The 17,257-nt window shown below is 68.3% G+C and carries 14 protein-coding genes and 1 tRNA gene; 2 read left to right on the top strand and 13 right to left on the bottom strand.

All coding sequences use genetic code 11. From position 1 onward, the window contains the following. Positions 1–41: 41 nt before the first annotated feature. The 6 genes from U1T56_RS00915 to U1T56_RS00940 form a co-directional block, all read right to left on the bottom strand. Complete coding sequence (locus U1T56_RS00915; RefSeq protein WP_418157545.1) at positions 42–1,835, bottom strand: ABC transporter ATP-binding protein/permease; 1,794 nt, start codon at positions 1,833–1,835, stop codon at positions 42–44. Between the two features lie 148 nt (positions 1,836–1,983). Next, a complete protein-coding gene (gene dhaL / locus U1T56_RS00920) occupies positions 1,984–2,616 on the bottom strand; it encodes a dihydroxyacetone kinase subunit DhaL (RefSeq protein WP_418157546.1) in 633 nt (210 codons plus the stop codon). A gap of 122 nt (positions 2,617–2,738) precedes the next feature. Further along, positions 2,739–4,835 (bottom strand): ABC transporter ATP-binding protein, encoded by a 2,097-nt coding sequence (locus U1T56_RS00925; RefSeq protein WP_418157547.1) that lies wholly within the window; start codon positions 4,833–4,835, stop codon positions 2,739–2,741. A 4-nt stretch (positions 4,836–4,839) separates the two neighbouring features. Next, entirely contained in the window at positions 4,840–5,727 is an 888-nt protein-coding gene (locus U1T56_RS00930; RefSeq protein ID WP_418157548.1) for an ABC transporter permease, read from the bottom strand. 3 nt (positions 5,728–5,730) lie between these two features. After that, positions 5,731–6,663, bottom strand: a complete 933-nt coding sequence (locus U1T56_RS00935) for an ABC transporter permease (RefSeq protein WP_418157549.1) — start codon at positions 6,661–6,663, stop codon at positions 5,731–5,733. A 61-nt stretch (positions 6,664–6,724) separates the two neighbouring features. After that, on the bottom strand, positions 6,725–8,434 hold the full coding sequence (locus tag U1T56_RS00940) for an ABC transporter substrate-binding protein (RefSeq protein ID WP_418157550.1): 1,710 nt from the start codon (positions 8,432–8,434) through the stop codon (positions 6,725–6,727). A gap of 474 nt (positions 8,435–8,908) precedes the next feature. Here U1T56_RS00940 and U1T56_RS00945 point away from each other — a divergent pair, with 474 nt between their 5' ends. Continuing rightward, complete coding sequence (locus U1T56_RS00945) at positions 8,909–11,605, top strand: bifunctional acetate--CoA ligase family protein/GNAT family N-acetyltransferase (RefSeq protein ID WP_418157551.1); 2,697 nt, start codon at positions 8,909–8,911, stop codon at positions 11,603–11,605. Between the two features lie 21 nt (positions 11,606–11,626). Here U1T56_RS00945 and U1T56_RS00950 read toward each other — a convergent pair whose 3' ends face one another. From U1T56_RS00950 to dcd, 6 genes are read right to left on the bottom strand one after another with little or no spacing between them, the layout of a single operon-like run. Continuing rightward, a complete protein-coding gene (locus U1T56_RS00950; RefSeq protein WP_418157552.1) occupies positions 11,627–12,070 on the bottom strand; it encodes an arsenate-mycothiol transferase ArsC in 444 nt (147 codons plus the stop codon). Continuing rightward, complete coding sequence (locus tag U1T56_RS00955) at positions 12,070–12,555, bottom strand: UPF0262 family protein (protein WP_418157553.1); 486 nt, start codon at positions 12,553–12,555, stop codon at positions 12,070–12,072. The genes U1T56_RS00950 and U1T56_RS00955 overlap by 1 nt, the downstream gene beginning before the upstream one ends. Beyond that, positions 12,552–13,847: a histidinol dehydrogenase gene (gene hisD / locus U1T56_RS00960; protein WP_418157554.1), complete on the bottom strand. Its 1,296-nt coding sequence runs from the start codon at positions 13,845–13,847 to the stop codon at positions 12,552–12,554. Before hisD ends, U1T56_RS00955 begins: the two co-directional genes overlap by 4 nt. Further along, positions 13,844–14,314, bottom strand: a complete 471-nt coding sequence (locus U1T56_RS00965; protein ID WP_418157555.1) for a DUF2948 family protein — start codon at positions 14,312–14,314, stop codon at positions 13,844–13,846. Before U1T56_RS00965 ends, hisD begins: the two co-directional genes overlap by 4 nt. Before the next feature lie 13 nt (positions 14,315–14,327). Next, entirely contained in the window at positions 14,328–15,593 is a 1,266-nt protein-coding gene (gene murA, locus U1T56_RS00970) for a UDP-N-acetylglucosamine 1-carboxyvinyltransferase (RefSeq protein ID WP_418157556.1), read from the bottom strand. A 21-nt stretch (positions 15,594–15,614) separates the two neighbouring features. Then, positions 15,615–16,169 carry a dCTP deaminase gene (gene dcd / locus U1T56_RS00975; protein ID WP_418157557.1) on the bottom strand — a complete coding sequence of 185 codons (555 nt, stop codon included), beginning with the start codon at positions 16,167–16,169 and terminating at the stop codon, positions 15,615–15,617. A 357-nt stretch (positions 16,170–16,526) separates the two neighbouring features. Here dcd and U1T56_RS00980 point away from each other — a divergent pair. Continuing rightward, positions 16,527–16,602, top strand: a tRNA-Thr gene (locus tag U1T56_RS00980). 19 nt (positions 16,603–16,621) lie between these two features. On the opposite strand, the gene U1T56_RS00985 is transcribed toward U1T56_RS00980, so the two are convergent. Next, positions 16,622–16,915 carry a hypothetical protein gene (locus U1T56_RS00985; protein WP_418157558.1) on the bottom strand — a complete coding sequence of 98 codons (294 nt, stop codon included), beginning with the start codon at positions 16,913–16,915 and terminating at the stop codon, positions 16,622–16,624. Positions 16,916–17,257: the final 342 nt, after the last annotated feature.

A 17,257-nucleotide genomic window follows, 5' to 3' on the forward strand; every position in this document is an offset into this window, starting at 1 on the left:
GGCGGGAGAAGTTCGATCGCTGCGCGATCAAGGGTGGGGCCTCACTCGCCCGGCGCCGGCGCCAGCTCGCTCACGCTGACCCGGCGGGTGGCGGGGTCGATCACGAGGCGGCGGTCGTGGAAGCGCAGCACGCTCGGCTTGTGGGCGATGCTGACGATGGTGGTGCCGGGCAGCCGTTCCTCGATCAGCTCGTACATTCGGGCCTCGGTCGTCTCGTCGAGGGCCGAGCTCGCCTCGTCGAGGAAGAGCCAGTTCGGCCGGACCAGGAGGACGCGCGCGAAGGCGAGGCGCTGCTGCTCGCCCGGCGAGAGCACCATCGACCAGTTGGCGCTCTCGTCCAGGCGGCCGGCGAGATGCGCCAGCTTGCACGAGACCAGCGCCTCGCGCACCTCCGCATCGCCGTGTGCATCGGGCTTGTCGGGATAGCAGATCGCCTCCTTGAGCGTGCCGATCGGGATGTAGGGCTTCTGGGGCAGGAACAGCACCTTCGCCCCCTTGGGCACGCGGAGGATGCCCTTGCCGAAGGGCCACAGGCCCGAGAGCACGCGAAAGAGCGTGGTCTTGCCGCTGCCCGAGGGCCCCTGGATGACGAGCCGCTGGCCGGGCTCGACCACGAGATCGAGGTCCGACAGGAGCACGCGGCCGTCGGGGAGTGCCACCTCGACGTCCTCAAGTGTCAGCGCCGGGTGGTCCGCTGGAGCGACGTCGAAGCCGTGCTCCCTGGCCTGGGCTTCCTTCGTCGCCGCCATGGTGTTGGCGAAGGTGGTGAGTCGGTCGACGACGGCCTTCCAGTCGGCGAGGTTCGCGAACGAGTCGACGAACCAGGAGAGCGAGCCCTGCACCTGGGCGAAGGCGCCGGCCGTCTGGGTCATCACGCCGAGCGAGATCTCGCCCCTGAAGTAGCGTGGAGCCTGCACGACGATCGGGAAGACGCTCGCGACCTGGCTGTAGAACACGTTGAGCCAAGTGAGCCGCTTATAGACCCGCATATAATCCCAGAACAGATCGTAGATGCGTTGGAAAGCGTCCGAGAGCCGGCGCGCCTCGTCGGGCTCGCCCTTGTAGAGCGCTATGCTCTCGGCATTCTCGCGCACACGGATCAGACGGTAGCGGAAGTCGGCGTTGTAACGCTCGAGGTTGAAATTGATGCTGACCAGCCGCTTGCCGATGGCCCACGTCGCCCAGGAGCCGGCGATGGCGTAGAGCAGCGCCACCCAGACCATGTAGCCGGGCACCTCGAGCCCACCCAGAAAGTCCAGCGTCAGGCTGCCGGAGAGCTGCCACAGAACGAAGGTGAAGGTGCCGAGGGTCATGAGTTCGCTCAAGAGGCCGAGCACGATCGCGAGCGTCTGGGTCGTGAAGACGTTGATGTCGTACTCGATCCGCTGCTCGGGGTTGTCGGTGCCGTGGCCCGTCAGTTCCATGCGGTAGTAGGTGCGATCCGCGAGCCAGTCGCCGAAATAGACGTGGGTGAGCCAGCGGCGCCAGCGGATCGTGAGATACTGGCGCAGCCACATCCGGTAGACGGCGACGACGATGTAGATGAACACGAGGCCCGTGAACGAGAAGAAGAAGTCGGAGAGGCTCTCGAAGGAGATCAGGAGCTTCCAGAAGCTCGCCGCATCCTTGTTCTGCAGCGCGTCGAAGAACGCCCGGTTCCAGTCGTTGAGCAGCTTGGAGAGCCACACGAGAAAGACGCTCATCCCGATGATGACGGCGAGGAGCCCGCGGGCGAGCCAGCGCTCCTCGGACCACCAGTAGGGCGCCGTCAGCCGCCAGAGCTGGCTGAGGAAGCCGCGGGCATCGGCGACGCGGCTGATGACGGGATTGGTCATGAAGATCCCTCGACGCGGGCCAACGAGACGGTCCGACGCGAGGGGGTTAGCGGCAATCCGGCAAGCGGGCAAGGCGGCGGACCGTCCTGCTCCGGCCCGCCGGCCGTTGCCCACGCGAAGGTGAGCCTGCGCGAGTCCGGCGGGACTCTCAGGCGGCCTTCCGCTCGTCCTCGAGGGCGCCCACCACGGCACCGATCAGGAGCGCACAGGAGCAAGCACCGGGATCGAGCCGGTTGACGCTGGCAACACCCAGATCGGCGGCGAGCCCGTGCTTCGCCACCATGTGGGTGGTGGCGTGCAGGCCGTGCGCCGCCGCCGCCAGGACGCGGGCGCCGAGCTGATCGGTCCGGCCTTCGGCGAGAAGGCTCTCGAGGGCCTGCGCCACCGGGATCAGCACGTCGAGCAGCGTCTTCTCGCCCTTGCGCGCGTCACCCTTCCTCTCGACCGCGGCGACGCCCGCCCGGAGCATGGCCGCGAGCTCGGTCGGGCCGACCGGACCGGCGGGCGTCGCCCGGCCCATGCCGGTGAAGAGGGCGCCGTAGAAAGCACCCCCTGCCCCACCCGCCTCGGTCTCGAGCAGGTAGCCGATCCGCTCGAGGGCGGTGCGCAAAGGCATGCCCGCGATCTCGTCGCGCTGCGCTGCGACAGCCGCGAAGCCCTTCGCGAGGTTGGTCCCGTGATCGCCATCGCCGATCGCCTCGTCGAGCGCATCGAGCTCGGCGGCACGGTCCACGATCGTGCGATGCATCGCATCGATCGAGCGGGCAAGCATCTCCCTCATCCTGCACCCTCCCGGTGGTGCTGCTCTTGGCCGAGTCTGCCCACCAGCTAAGAACGCCCCGCCGCTGCGGTCAACTCCATCGGGCAAACGGGTCGCAGCCGCTGCCCGCCAAAAGGGCGAAGCTACTCGGCCGCGTGGCGCGCCTCGGGCGCGGCGACGATGACCGGATCCATCGCTGCGAGCTTCTCGGGGGCGATGTGGCAGAGGATGGTGTGGCCGGGAGCGAATTCGCGGCGTGGCGGAGGCTCGGTCTCGCAGATCTTGCCGAGCTTGCGGTGGCAGCGGGTCTGGAACGGGCAGCCCGGTGGCGGGCGCAGGGCCGAGGGGATCTCGCCTTCGAGGACGATGTGCTTCTTCCTGATCCGGGTATCCGCGATCGGCACGGCCGAGAGCAGGGCCTCGGTATAAGGATGGTAGGGCGGGTTGAACACCTCGTCGGTGGTGCCCTGCTCCATGATCTGGCCGAGATACATCACCACGACCCGGTCGGCGAGGTAGCGCACGAGCGAGAGGTCGTGGCTGATGAAGAGAAGCGTCGTGCGTTTCTCGCGCTGGATCTCCGTCAGGAGCTGGGTCACGGCCGCCTGGACCGAGACGTCGAGCGCCGAGACCGGCTCGTCCGCGACCACGACCTTGGGCGCTCCGGCGAAGGCGCGGGCGATGCCGACCCGCTGCTTCTGACCGCCGGAGAGCTGGCGCGGCCGGCGCCAGTAGAAAGCGCGCGGCAGCTTGACGAGGTCCAGGAGCTCGAACACGCGCTCGCGGATCCTCGCGGGATCGCTCTCGCCGCCGAAGCGCCGCACGACGCGGGCGATCTGTCCGCCCACGGTGTGGCTCGGGTTCAGCGTGTCGAACGGGTTCTGGAACACCATCTGCAGGGTGCGGATGGTCTCGGGCGGACGGTCCTGCACCGGTAGCTTCGCGATGTCCGTGCCGTTCAGGCGGATCTCACCGTCGGTCGCGGTCTCGAGGCCCATCACGACCTTGGCGAAGGTCGACTTGCCGCAGCCCGATTCGCCCACGATCGCCACGGTCTCGGCCTCGCGGGCGGCGAAGTCGAGCTGCTCGTTGGCCTTCACGGTCCGCACCGTCCGGCCGCGGACGAGGCCCAGGAGCGAAACGCTGCCGAGCTCGTAATATTTCTTGAGCCTGTCCACCTCGACGACGACGGGGCCGAGAGGTGCCGGCTCCGCCGCGCGCACGGGCGGCTTCGCCGCTTCCCAATCGATCTCGTCCCAGCGGCGGCAGCGGGCGGCATGGCCGGTCAGGGGATCGACGGTCTCCATCGCCACGCGGCCGTGGCCGCATTTCGCCTCGACGAAGAAGGCGCAGCGCGGGCCGAACCAGCAGCCTTTCGGCCGCTCGTGCGGCAGCGGGAGCTGGCCCGGAATGGGAACGAGCGGGCGGGTGTTCTTGTCGGCACCCGGCAGCGGGATCGAGCTGAACAGGCCGCGCGTGTAGGGGTGGCGCATCCGCTCGAACACCTCGCGCACGCTGCCGACCTCGGCGGCCTCGCCCGAGTACATGACGGTGATCCGATCGCAGGTCTCCTGGATCAGGCCGAGATTGTGCGAGATATAGAGCATCGAGGTGCCGAAGCGCGCCGAGATCTCCTTGATGAGCTCGACGATGCCGGCCTCGACGGTGACGTCCAGCGCCGTGGTGGGCTCGTCCAGGATCAGGAGCGAGGGGTTCGAGAGCAGCGCCATGGCGATCACGACGCGCTGCTGCTGGCCGCCCGAGATCTGGTGCGGGTAGGCGGCCATGATCCGCTGCGGATCCGGGAGCTTGACCGCGGCCAGCATCCGCACCGCCCGCTGCCTCGCCTCGGCCTGGCTCACCTTCTCGTGGTAGAGCGGGACCTCCACGAGCTGGCGGCCGATGGTGAGCGACGGGTTCAAGGACGCCATCGGCTCCTGGTAGACCATGGCGATCTTGGAGCCCCGGAGCTGGCGCAGCTCCTCCTCGCTCATCCCGGCCATGTCGCGGCCCATGAAGCGGATCGCACCTTTGGCGATCCGGCCGTTGCGGCCGAGATAGCGCATGATGGCGAGCGCCACGGTCGACTTGCCGCAGCCCGATTCGCCGACGAGCCCCACCGCCTCGCCCGGCATGACCCGCAAGTTGAAGTCGACCACGGCCGGGATCTCGCCCTGACGCGTGAGATAGGAGATCGAAAGATCCTCACACTCGAGGATCGGCTGGACGGGCTCGGCCATCGCGTCAGTCCTTCAGCGAGATCTCGCGCAAGCCGTCCGCGAGCAGGTTGAATCCGAGCACGAGCGACGACACGGCGAGTGCGGGCACCACCATCGCATGCGCCGCGAACACGCCGACCGGCACGGCCTCGGCGATCATCTGCCCCCAGTCCGGATCGGGCGGTGGCAGGCCCAGGCCCAAAAAGCCCAGGGTGGCGATGGTGATCGTGGTGTAGCCGAGCCGAAGGCACGCATCGACGATCAAAGGCCCGCGCGCGTTCGGCAGGAGCTCCACGAGCATGATGTACCAAGAGGACTCGCCTCGCGTCTGCGCGGCGTGGACATAGTCCCTGGTCTTGAGGTCGAGGACGAGGCCGCGCACGATCCGCATGATACCGGGGGCGGAGGCGAAAGTGACGGCGAGAACGATGTTGGCCCCGGACGAGCCGAGCCGGCTGATAATGACGAGGTAGAGCACCATTACCGGGAACGAGAGCAGCACGTTGGCGACGAACGAGATCGCCTCGTCCCACCAGCCGCCGCGATAGCCGGCGACGACCCCCATCAGCATGCCGACGACATAGGCCACGGCGGTGGCGAGCGTAGCCCAGACGAGGACGCGCTGCGAGCCCCAGATCAGACGGGAGAGGACGTCGCGCCCTTTGTGATCGGTGCCGAGCCAGAACACGTCCCCTTTGGGTCCGACGGCGCCCGGGAACTTGAAAGGGGCGATCGCCTGGTTCGGGTCGTGCAGCGGCAGGAGGGGTGCTATCAGCGCCACGATCACCCAGGCCAGCACGATGGCAGCACCGATCATCGCGACCGGGCTCTCGCGCAGAAGGCCGAGCGCTCCGAAGAGGGAGCGGAGCCGCGAGGGTGCGGCCGGGACATCGGTGCGGGTGAGGGTCGCCATCGTCTAGCGGAACCTGATGCGCGGGTTGAGCAGCATGTAGCCGAGATCCGAGACGAACTGCGAGAACACGGCCACGAACACGGCGACGAGCGTGCAGGCCTCGATGAGGTAGATGTCGCCGAAGGTGGCGGCGTCGTAGATCAGCTTGCCGAACCCTTTGTAGGCGAAGAACACCTCGACCACGATCACACCCGAGAGCAGCCAGTTGAGCTGCAACACGATGACGGTGAAGGGTGCGATCAGCGCGTTCCGGAGCGCGTGGGTCACGATCACCCGCCGCCGGGGCAGGCCCTTCAGGATGGCGGTGCGGATATATTGCGAGGTCATCACCTCGGCCATCGAGGCCCGGGTCATGCGGGCAACATAGCCGAAATCGTAGAGGACGAGGACCGTCACCGGCAGAACCATCTCGATCCAGTGGAAGCCGCCCGTCATCGACGAGGTGCCCGGCAGCCAGCGCAGCTTGAAGACGAACAGCGCCACGAGGAAAGTGGCCGAGGCGAACTCGGGCACGGAGGTCGTGACGATCGAGACGAAGGAGATGATCCGATCCAGGATCGAGCCCTCGCGCATCCCGGCGAGCACGCCCAAAAGCAGCGAGAGCGGGATCATGATCGCGAACACGCATAAAGCGAGGAGCCCGGTGTTCGCGAGCCGGTCCCACAAAAGCACGTTCACGGGCGTCTTGAAGCGGACGGACTGGCCGAAATCGCCTTGGAGCGCATGGCCGACCCACTCCGCATAGCGGACCAGGAACGGACGGTTGTAGCCGTTCTGCTCAAGCCAGAGCTCGCGCTGCTGCACCGACGAGTAGGGCCCGAGCACCTTTCCCGCCACGCCCAGCTTGTCGGTCTCGAAGATCAGGAACAGAACGAACGAGATCACCGCCATGATCAGCAGCATCGAGGCGAAGCGGCGGGCGGCGAGAAGGAGCATCGGACCTCGGGTCTGGCGGTGGGAGGAAGCGGGCCCGGGTTTCCGGGCCCGCCGTCGGGCGTCAGGCTTCGATCCAGACCTTGTGGAACTGGTGGTACTGGGTCGGATGCGCGGTCATGCCGTGCACCTTCTCCGAGGCGATGAAGAACTTGGGCTGCCACAGGGGCTGCACGATGACGGCGGCGTCCTGGAGGATCTTCTCGACCTTCTCCATGGCGGCCCGGCGCTTCTCGACGTCGACGTGGGATTCGGCCTCATCGAGGGCGGCGTCGAACTCCTTGCTCGCGAAGCTGGTCTCGTTCCAGGGCACGCCGGTGCGGTAACCGACCGAGAGCACCATCGTGCCGAGCGGACGGTGAGTCCAGGCAGTGATGCCGAACGGGGTCTTGTCCCAGATAGCCCAGTACTGCTCGGTCGGCATCAGGTTGATGTTGAGCTTGATGCCGGCCTCGGCGAGCTGACCTTGGAAGATCTCGCACACCTGCTGCTGCCAGGGGCCGTTGGTGTTGCCGCAGTCGATCGTGAGCTCGAGCCCGTCCTTGTAGCCGGCCTCGGCGAGGAGCTTCTTCGCCTGGGCCACGTCCCGCTTCAGCTTCGGCAGCGGGAAATATTCGGGATGAATCGGGGCCACGTGGTGATGCTCGCCCTCCGCGCCGCGGCCCTGGTAGACGAGCTGCGGGTAGACGGAGGCGTCGCAGCAGAGCTGGATCGCCCGGCGCACACGGTGGTCGGTGAAAGGCTTCTCCGTCACCTTCATGCGCATGACACCGGTCTGCGCCGTCTGCGCCTCGTAGATCTTCGCGTTCGGGATCGAGGACGCCATCTCGTAGGAGGCGATGTCGAACTCGTAGATCGCGTCGACCTGGCCCGAGGCGAAGGCCGCGAGCTGGGCTGCGGAAGCCGAGCCGTGGTCGTAGTAGTGGATCTCGTCGAGATAGATCGGGCCGAACATGTAGGGGTCGTCGATGTCCTTGCCCCAGTAGGGCATCCCGGTCCGCTTCAGGATGCACTTCTGGCCCACGGCGAAGTCGGCCAGGGTGTAGGGCCCGGTGCCGACCGGCCACTTCGAGAGATCCTTGCCGTGCTTCTCGAAGTCGCGGTGCAGGATCGCGGTCGGGTAGTTGTAGAGGTTCTCGGGCACCGACAGGATCGGCTTCGAGAAGTGGAGCCGGACCGTGTGGTCGTCGACCCGCTCGATGGCTCCCGGACGTTCGCGGCTGCCCATCTTCGGCGTGCCGTCGGCGTTCTTCTCGCCGGTGTCGTATTCCTCGGTGAGGCCGCTGAACAGGCCGATGTTGGACGAGCCGGTCTTGGGGTCGAGCCAGCGCTTGAAATTGAAGATTACGTCATCGGCGCCGAAATCGTCACCGTTGTTCCACTTCACGTTCTTGCGCAGGTAGAACGTCCAGGTCTTGAGGTCGTCGGAGACCTCCCAGCGCTCGGCGAGATAGGGACGCGTGACGTTGTCGGGCCCGGTATAGGTGAGATATTCGACGATGTGGCGCGACTGGTTCGACTTCTCGGTCCAGTCGAACAGCGCCGGATCGGCCATCTCCTGGATGCCCATGGAGACCCGCAGGATTCCGCCCATCTTCGGCTTCTCGTCGGCAGCGAGCGCCGGCGGCAGGATCTTCTCGCCCAGGATCTCGCCGGCCATGGCGTAGGCAGCCGTCGCCGACACGCCGAGCAGCGTCACCGTGCGCAGGAACTCGCGCCGGTCGCTCTTGCGCTCGGCGAGCTGCCGTCGCGCCAGATCCACGAGCGGATGCATCCGCCCCTCTCGTCCGTTGTCCCTCATCCTCATGCGCTCCCTAATCCTCGTTCGTCCCGCTGCAGACATATGATAGCCGCTCAACCTCCAGCCTGGAGGCTCAAGGAACGACCTCATGCCGCAACGCGACCGCTTTTGCGTGTCCAGCGACATGCGCCGTCCGGAACCGGTCCTCGATGCCTCCGGCCCAAGCCGCCGCATGGCTGCTTATGAGCAGGAACGATAGAGCCCGACCCGCGGGGTGTCAAAAAGGATGCCTGCCATCGCCGCCCCGCCGCCCCGGAACAAGTCGAGCGCGCCATTTTTGGACCTACCGGCACGCCGTGCGAGCGGCTATTCCTTGCCCCGTCCGCCCGAAGCCGTCGGCGTGGACGTCGTCGTCATCGGCCGACACGCATCGCCGGCACGACGCAAGAGGTTGCCCTGGATCGGGAAGGCGTGCCGGAGACCACCGGCGAGCCAGGGAATGATGCCTTGACCGTACGCAGCCTGCGTCATCTGTTCGAGCCCGAGCGGGTCGTGTGGGTCGGCCCGGAGGGGCCCGTCGCACCCTGGGCGCTCACCGCCGAGGCCAATCTCTGGGAGGCCGGCTTCGAGCGCCCGGTGCTGGCGCTGCGCAGCACCGGGCGGGCACCCGAGAAGGCGCGGATCGGGCATCTGTCCGAGCTGCCGCCCGGCGGGCACTGGCTCGCCGTGATCTGCCTGCCGCAGTCCGAGCCGGAGCGTCTCCTGCACGAGCTGGCGGCTGCGGGCTGCCGGGCGGCCGTCATCATCGGCGGCGGCTTTGGACCGTGGGCGCTCCCGCCCGAAGCCCAGCAGGCCGTGCTCGCCGCGGCGCGAACACTCGACATCCGGGTGATCGGGCCGGACCGGATCGGCCTCATCGTCCCGAGCCGGCGCCTGAACGCCGGCTCGGCCGCTGCCATGCCGCTTTCAGGCGATCTCGCCTTCGTCACCCAGTCGGATTCGATCGCCACCTCGATGCTCGAGTGGGCGGCGGTGCGCCGACTGGGATTCTCGAGCATCGTCTCGCTCGGCGACAGCACCGACGTCGAGCTCGGCGATATCCTCGACTATCTCGCCCTCGACACGACCACGCGCGCGATCCTGATCCATCTCGAGGGCATCGCCGACGCCCGCCGTTTCATGTCGGCGGCGCGTGCGGCCGCGCGCGTCAAGCCGGTCGTGGTGATCAAGGCGGGGCGCCAGGTCGGCATCGCCGCCTCGCAGGAACGTTCGGCCGGCATCCGGCTGCATCGCGACCGGGTCTACGATGCCGCCTTCGCCCGAGCCGGCATCGTCCGGGTCGAGACCATCGAGGAGCTGTTCGCGGCCGCCGGCCGTCTCGCCAACGCCGTGCGCCAGGTCCACGGGCTGCGCAACGGCCGGATGGCGATCCTGACCAACGGCCATGCTCCGGCCGAGCTCGCCGCCGACACCCTCCTGAAGGGCGGCGGCGTGCTCGTCCGGCCGACGGCTCGGATCTATACCGACATCACCCGTGCGGTAGGCCACACCGCCTCGCTCGCGAGCTCGATCGATCTCGGGCTCGAGGCGGACGCCCGCACCTACGAGGCGGCCCTCGACGTGCTGCTCGAGATGCCCGGCATCGACACGGTGCTCGTGATCCATGCGCCCGCTCCCGGCATCGACCCGGAGGAGGTGGCGAGAGCCGTGGCCGCGCGGGCGGATCGCAAGAAGCCGCGCAGCACGCAGCGGCCGGTGATCGCGGCCTGGCTCGGCGAGCGCAGCATGGAGAAGGCGCGGGGCGCTTTCGAGGCGGCGGCGATCCCGCACTTCACCGCACCGGAGCCGGCGGTGCGCGCCTTTCTGTACCGTGTGCAGTACGAGCGGCGGCAGTTCGTCTTGCGCCAGACTCCGTCCTCGCGGCCGGAGGATCTCGAGAACGGCCAGGCCGAGGCGGAGCGGGTCGTGAGCCGGGCGCTCGCGGCCGAACGCCGCTCGCTCAACGAGGCCGAGGCCATGTCGGTGCTGGAGGCCTACGGCATCGCCGGCGCTCCCACCCGGCTCGCCCCCGATCTCGGGGCGGCCGTGAAGGCCGCCAACGAGATCGGCTATCCGGTGGCGCTCAAGATCGTGAGCGCCAGGCTGCCGCAGAAGAGCGCCGCCGGCGGCGTGGCGCTCGACATCGCGAACGAGTCCGCGCTGCTCCGCCGCGGACAGCAGATGCTGGACCAGGTCCGGCGGGTGGCGCCCGACGTCCGGATCGAGGGGCTGCTCGTCCAGCGCATGGAGCGCTCGCTGTTCCCGATCGAGCTCTATATCGGCATGGAGCTCGATCCGACCTTCGGGCCGGTGATCGTGCTGGGCCACGCGGCGCTCGGCCCCACCAGCGGCGAGCTCGCCTATCTCCTGCCGCCGCTCGATTCGACCCTGGCCCATGCCATGCTGGACGAGACCGGCATCGGCCGGTTCCTCGTGCGCCAGCCCAACGGCGGGATGCTGATCGAACGCGTGGTCGAGACCCTCGTGCGCCTGTCGCAGCTCGTGGTCGATCTTCCGACCGTGCGCCGGGTCGCGATCGATCCGCTCCTGATCAGCCGCGACCGGCTGGTCGTGCTCGACGCCCATATCGACCTCGCTCCGGTTCCGCCCGGCACCGACCCCAATGCCCGGCTCGCCGTCCGACCCTACCCGCGCGAGCTCGAGCAGACCGCGCGTTTACGCGACGGCCGGTTGATCCGGCTGCGCCCGATCCGACCCGAAGACGCGCCGGCGCTGAAGGCGCTGTTCGAAGCGCTCACACCCGAGGACCGGCGGCGCCGGCTGTTCTCGTCGGTGCGCGAGATCTCGGACGAGTTCGCCGCCCGCCTCACCCAGATCGACTACGACCGCGAGATGGTGCTGGTGGCGGTCGATCCCGAGCATCCGGACGTGCTCCTGGGCGGTGCCCGGATCGCGGCCGACGCCGACAACCGCCGGGCGGAGTATTCGGTCACGATCCGCTCGGACCAGCAGGGCCTGGGCCTCGGACGAATCTGCTTCGAGCGGATCCTGGACTATGCGCGCTCACGCGGCATCGAGGAGGTCTGGGGCAGCGTTCTCGCCGAGAACGAGGGGATGCTGCGGCTGGCCGAGCGTCTGGGCTTCACGCGGCGGCGCGATCCCGAGATGCCGGACGTGTTCATCACGACGAAGCGCCTCGTCTGAGGAGCGGAGCGGGCGGGCTCGTCAGAGCTGGGGCGAGCCCTCGACCGGAAAGCGCTCGCGGATCCGGCGCAAAAGGAGATCGCGCAGCGCCCGGTAGGCGTCGAGCTTGGTCTCGCGCGAACCGTCGACCAGGCTGGGGTCGGGCATGTGCCAGAACTCGATCTCGCAATGGCTGTTGCGGGTGAGTTCGACCGCGCGGTGCTGGGCCTCGGGCGAGAGGGAGACGACGATGTCGAAATAGTCGTCGTCGAGGTCGTCGAAGCTCTTGGGACGGTGGCGCGAGAGATCGATGCCGATCTCGTCCATCGCCACCACCATGAAAGGATCGAGATCGCCCGCCCGCACGCCGGCACTCTGCACATAGACCTGTCGGCCGTGCAGGTAGCGCATGATCGCCTCGGCCATCGGCGAGCGGATGGCGTTGTAGGTGCAGGCGAACAAGACGCTGCCGGGCAGCTCTCGCATCAGCCGCGGATGTGCAGGACGCAGACGAGGGTGAACAGGCGGCGCGCGGTGTCGTGGTCGAGCTCGACCCGCCCCTGCAGCGCATCGCGCAGCAGGTCGGAGCCTTCGTTGTGCAGGCCGCGCCGCGCCATGTCGATCGCCTCGATCCGTGAGGGGGGAGCTCCCTTGATGGCCTGGAAGTAGCTGTCGCAGATCAGGAAGTAGTCCTTGATCACCCGCCGGAAAGGCCGGACGGCGAGCACGATCTCGGCGCTCTCCTCCCCCTCCTCCCTGCGGACGTCCATGACGAGGTTGGAATCCCGCAAGGAGAGGACGATGCGGTAGGGGCCGGAAAAGCCGTCGAGAAGCCGGAAGCGGTTCTCCTCGAGCAGGTCGAAGATCGCGACGTTGCGCTCGTGCTCGACCTCGGGGCTCCAGCGGACGATGCTCTTCTGGTCGAGCTCGATCGCGACGATGCGAGCGCTCGTGTCGGTCCGGTCGCTCACCCCTCGCCCCCGAGCCGGCGCTCGACGGCGAGCGCGTGCGCCTCGAGGCCCTCGGCACGGGCGAGGACGGCGGCCGCCGGCGCCAACGCCCTGAAGCTCGCGGGATCGCAGCCCAGAAGCGTGGTTCGCTTGAGGAAGTCGTACACGGCCAGACCCGAAGCGAAGCGCGCCGTCCGACTGGTCGGCAGCACGTGGTTGGGTCCGCCGACATAATCACCGATCACCTCGGGCGTAAAGGCGCCCATGAAGATGGCCCCGGCATGGCGGATCGTGGCGGCGAGCGCCTCCGCACGGGGGCCGATCAGCTCGAGATGCTCGGGTGCCAGGGCATCGACCAGGCGGTCGGCCTCGTCCAGCCGGTTCACGACGATGATCGCCCCGTGCGCCTGCCAGCTCGCCCGCGCGATTGAGCCGCGCTCGAGCGCGGCGAGCTGTGCCTCGACGGCAGCGGCGACGCGCTCGGCGAAGATGCGATCGTCGGTGATCAGGATGGCCTGAGCCTTCTCGTCGTGTTCGGCCTGCGAGAGCAGATCGGCCGCGATCCAGGCCGGATCGGCCACGGGCTCGGCCACGACCACGACCTCGGAAGGGCCGGCGATCATGTCGATGCCGACGCGGCCGAACACCTGCCGCTTGGCCTCGGCGACATAGGCGTTGCCGGGGCCCACGATCTTGTCGACCGGGGCGATGGCCGCCGTGCCGTAGGCCAGCGCCGCTACGGCCTGCGCACCCCCGATGCGGTAGATCTCGTCGACACCCGCGATCCCGGCGGCCGCGAGCACCAGCGGGTTGACGGCACCATCCGGGGTCGGGACGACCATGACGAGCCGCTGCACGCCCGCGACCCGAGCCGGGATCGCGTTCATCAGGACCGAGCTCGGATAGGCGGCGGTCCCGCCCGGAACGTAGAGGCCGACGGCATCGATCGGCCGCCAGCGCAGGCCCAGCGTCACGCCTCGGGCATCGACGTAGGCATCGTCCTGCGGGAGCTGCCGCTCGTGGAACGCCCGGATGCGCTCGGCCGCGAGCCCGAGCGCATCGAGGGCCGCAGGGCTGCACGCGGCACGGGCGGCCGCGAGCTCTTGAGCCGAGAAGCGCAAGCCTCCGGCGGCGAGCTTCAGCCGGTCGAAGCGCTCGGTGAAGCGCAGGACGGCCGCATCGCCTTCGGCGCGCACGGCGGCGATGATCTCGGCGACGACGGCACGAACGTCGGCCGTCTCCTCGCGCCGGCCCTCGACCAGCGCCCTGAAGGCATCGGCGAACCCGGCTTGCTTCTGATCGAGCAGCATCATGCGGGAGCGCTCCGGATCCAGCCCTCGCCCAGATGATCGCACGGCGTCACCCGGCAGGGCCGGGGCTCGCCGAAATCGTCGAGCCGGCAGGAGATCCGGTCGGTGCGAAGCTGGATCTGCACGTCGCCCTCGAAGACGAGGTCGATGTGGATCAGATGTTCCCGGCCCGGTTCGGTGGCGATGGTGAGAAGGGTCATCTCCTTGTCGAGCTGCGAGCCGTCGAGGCCACGATACTTGACCTCGGCGATGTCGTCGAACACGACGGCCGCCAGGCACTCGGTGAGGCCCTCGCACGAGGACCAGTCCTTCTGCCGCTCGCGTCGGTAGCGCGTGAAGGCGGCAGCGAAGCGGTGCTCTTCCGGCTGGAACACCATCTCCTTGAGGCAGACGCGAGCGTCCTGCAGACAGGCGGCGATCACCGCCAGGTCTTCGGCATCCGTGGCCTTGAGCCGCAGCTTCTCGCTCAACACGGGCCCTCCTTCACGGCACCCGCTCGATCTGGGCACCCACGGCGCCGAGCTTCTCCTCGAGCCGCTCGTAGCCCCGATCGAGGTGGTAGATGCGGTTGATCTCGGTCTGTCCCTTGGCCGCGAGACCGGCCAGAACGAGGGAGACCGAGGCACGAAGATCGGTCGCCATGACCGGAGCACCCTTCAGCTCCTTCACCCCGCGCACGAGCGCCGAAGCGCCGTGCACGTTGATCCGGGCCCCCAGCCGTGCGAGCTCCGGCACGTGCATGAAGCGGTTCTCGAAGATGGTCTCCGTGATCATGGCGGCACCGTCCGCCACACACATGAGGGCCATGAACTGCGCCTGCAAGTCCGTGGCGAAGCCGGGGAACGGCCGTGTCATGGCATCCGTGCCCCTGAGCCCGCCATCGGCGAGGCCCGCGACGAGGCCGTCGTCCGTTTCCTCGAGCATCATGCCCGCCTCCTCGAGCACTTCCTTGGCGGCGCCGAAGAAGTCGAGCCTGGCGTTCCCGAGCACGATCCGGCCGCCGGTGATGGCGGCCGCCATGGCATAGGTGCCGGCCTCGATCCGGTCCGGAATGATGCGGTGCACGGCACCGTGGAGCGCCGGCACACCCTCGATCTCGATGAAGCTGGTCCCTGCCCCTGTGATCTTCGCCCCCATGGCATTGAGGCAGTCGGCGAGATCGACGATCTCGGGCTCGCGGGCGGCGCCGGCGATGACGGTGGCGCCCTTGGCGAGGGCGGCCGCCATCATCAGGTTCTCGGTGGCCCCCACCGAGGGCTGCGGCAGACGGATCTCGGCTCCTTTCAGCCCCTGCGGTGCGCGTGCCTGGACGTAGCCCTCGACCAGCTCGATGGTCGCGCCCAGGCGCTCCAGGCCCATGAGGTGGAGGTCGATCGGGCGCGGGCCGATGGCGCACCCGCCCGGCAGCGAGACGCGCGCCTGCCCGGTGCGGGCGACGAGCGGGCCCAGCACCAGGACCGAGGCGCGCATCTTGCGCACGAGATCGTAGGGCGCGGTGTCGGAGAGGATCTCGGGCGCGTGCAGCACGATTCCGCCCGGCTCGCCCGCGACATAGGTCGCCGAGACACCCAGATGCTGCAGCAGGCGCTGCATCGAGGCGATGTCGGCGAGATCCGGGACGTTGTGGAGCTGCAGCGGCTCGTTCGTGAGCAGACTCGCGGCCATGATCGGCAGCGCCGCATTCTTGGCGCCACTGATCTCGACGGTGCCACGGAGCGGCACGCCGCCCCGGATGAGGATGCGGTCCATGAGGGTGCAGGAGCCTTCTGGCTAGAGCTTCGGCAGGGTCACGCCGCGCTGGCGCATGTACTTGCCCTTGCGGTCGGCATAGGAGACCTCGGGCTCGCCCTCGCCCTTGAGGAACAGGAACTGACAGATGCCCTCGTTGGCGTAGACCCGGGCGGGCAAAGGTGTCGTGTTCGAGATCTCGAGCGTCACGTGCCCTTCCCACTCGGGCTCGAGCGGGGTCACGTTCACGATCATGCCGCAGCGGGCATAGGTGCTCTTGCCGAGGCAGATCACGAGCACGTCGCGCGGTATCCTGAAATACTCGACCGTGCGGGCGAGGGCGAAGCTGTTGGGCGGGATGACGCAGCTCTCGCCGGTGCGCTCGACGAAGCTGCGCTCGGAGAAGTTCTTGGGATCGACCAGTGCGTTGTCGACGTTGGTGAAGATCCGGAACTCGGGCGCCACGCGCGCATCGTAGCCATAGGACGAGAGGCCGTAGGAGATCACACCCTCGCGGGTCTGCCGGTCGACGAACGGCTCGATCATGCCGTGCTCGAGGGCCATCTTGCGAATCCACCGGTCCGGCATGATCGCCATCGACGTGCACCTCGCTCGTTATCAGGGGGCCGGCCGCCCTTGTAAGGGATCGCTCACGGTTCCTCAATGTCCCGCGCACGCTCGCCGCCGCTACCTTCGGCCGGGGCGTTTTCCCGTGCCCGCTGCTGCTCCTTGCGCCGGCGCAGATTCTCGCGCATCGCCGCCGCGAGCCGTGCCGCACGATCCTCCCGCTCCGCGGGTCGCCGAACGCGATCCTTCCGATTCTCGCCCATCGCTCGAAACCGCCTTGCATCAGGGGCACGCGTGTGGCATTTACCACCGCGCCGCGGGGGCGCCATAGCCGGGTCGGACGTCGCCGTCCACCCGGGCTGGTTTTCTCGCCCCCACATCCGGCAGGCTGCTGTAGCTCAGTCGGTAGAGCGCGTCCTTGGTAAGGACGAGGTCGCTGGTTCGATTCCAGTCAGCAGCACCATCTTTCGAGCACTTAAGCGCTAAGTGGTTTCGCCGCTCCGCCGGCGCGCTACCACCTTGCAACCAAGGGCGGCGCCTTCCCACCTGCCGACAAGTACCACCAACCGGGCCATCACATGGCGCCTCGTCTCTGGTCTGCCGCCGACATCGATGCCGCGATCGCGCGGGTCACACCTGACCTGCTGGTGCTGCTCGGCGACGGCGTGCCGCGTACCGAGGCAGCGATCGCCACTGCCCTTGCCCGCCGACACGACAAGCACCGGGTCAGGCTCACCCTCATGCGCCTCGCCGTTCTCGAGCAGCTCGTCGAGCAAGGTGGCAAGTACAGCCTGGCAGTGCCGGAGATGGAGCCGGGCCGAGCTGCGGGCCGCTGTTCCGGCACGAGCAGGAGCATGGGGCAGGCGCAGGAGAAGCAGCTCGTAGCCGATGCTACCGAGCCGCCGACGTGCAGGAAGGACTGGCGAAGATCCAGTCGCTGGTCGCGAACGCGACCGACTTCTTCGAATGGGTCGACTGGTTCGACCACCTCGGCCGCAAGCTTGCGGTGGTGCCCGGCCAGGATCTGGTAAGAACCATCGTGTGGCCGCACGGCCAGCGCATAGCGTGGCGATTTGCCGGTCGATCCTCCAAAGGGGGATGCGAGATCGGGATCTCGG

Source organism: Benzoatithermus flavus (genome assembly GCF_037908215.1).
GTDB classification, from domain to species: domain Bacteria; phylum Pseudomonadota; class Alphaproteobacteria; order Geminicoccales; family Geminicoccaceae; genus Benzoatithermus; species Benzoatithermus flavus.

Coding starts and splice junctions, on each gene's coding strand:
- U1T56_RS00915 (WP_418157545.1), bottom strand. CDS start 1,835: ATGACCAATCCCGTCATCAGCCGCGTCGCCGATGCCCGCGGCTTCCTC.
- dhaL (WP_418157546.1), bottom strand. CDS start 2,616: ATGAGGGAGATGCTTGCCCGCTCGATCGATGCGATGCATCGCACGATC.
- U1T56_RS00925 (WP_418157547.1), bottom strand. CDS start 4,835: ATGGCCGAGCCCGTCCAGCCGATCCTCGAGTGTGAGGATCTTTCGATC.
- U1T56_RS00930 (WP_418157548.1), bottom strand. CDS start 5,727: ATGGCGACCCTCACCCGCACCGATGTCCCGGCCGCACCCTCGCGGCTC.
- U1T56_RS00935 (WP_418157549.1), bottom strand. CDS start 6,663: ATGCTCCTTCTCGCCGCCCGCCGCTTCGCCTCGATGCTGCTGATCATG.
- U1T56_RS00940 (WP_418157550.1), bottom strand. CDS start 8,434: ATGCATCCGCTCGTGGATCTGGCGCGACGGCAGCTCGCCGAGCGCAAG.
- U1T56_RS00950 (WP_418157552.1), bottom strand. CDS start 12,070: ATGCGAGAGCTGCCCGGCAGCGTCTTGTTCGCCTGCACCTACAACGCC.
- hisD (WP_418157554.1), bottom strand. CDS start 13,847: ATGATGCTGCTCGATCAGAAGCAAGCCGGGTTCGCCGATGCCTTCAGG.
- murA (WP_418157556.1), bottom strand. CDS start 15,593: ATGGACCGCATCCTCATCCGGGGCGGCGTGCCGCTCCGTGGCACCGTC.
- dcd (WP_418157557.1), bottom strand. CDS start 16,169: ATGGCGATCATGCCGGACCGGTGGATTCGCAAGATGGCCCTCGAGCAC.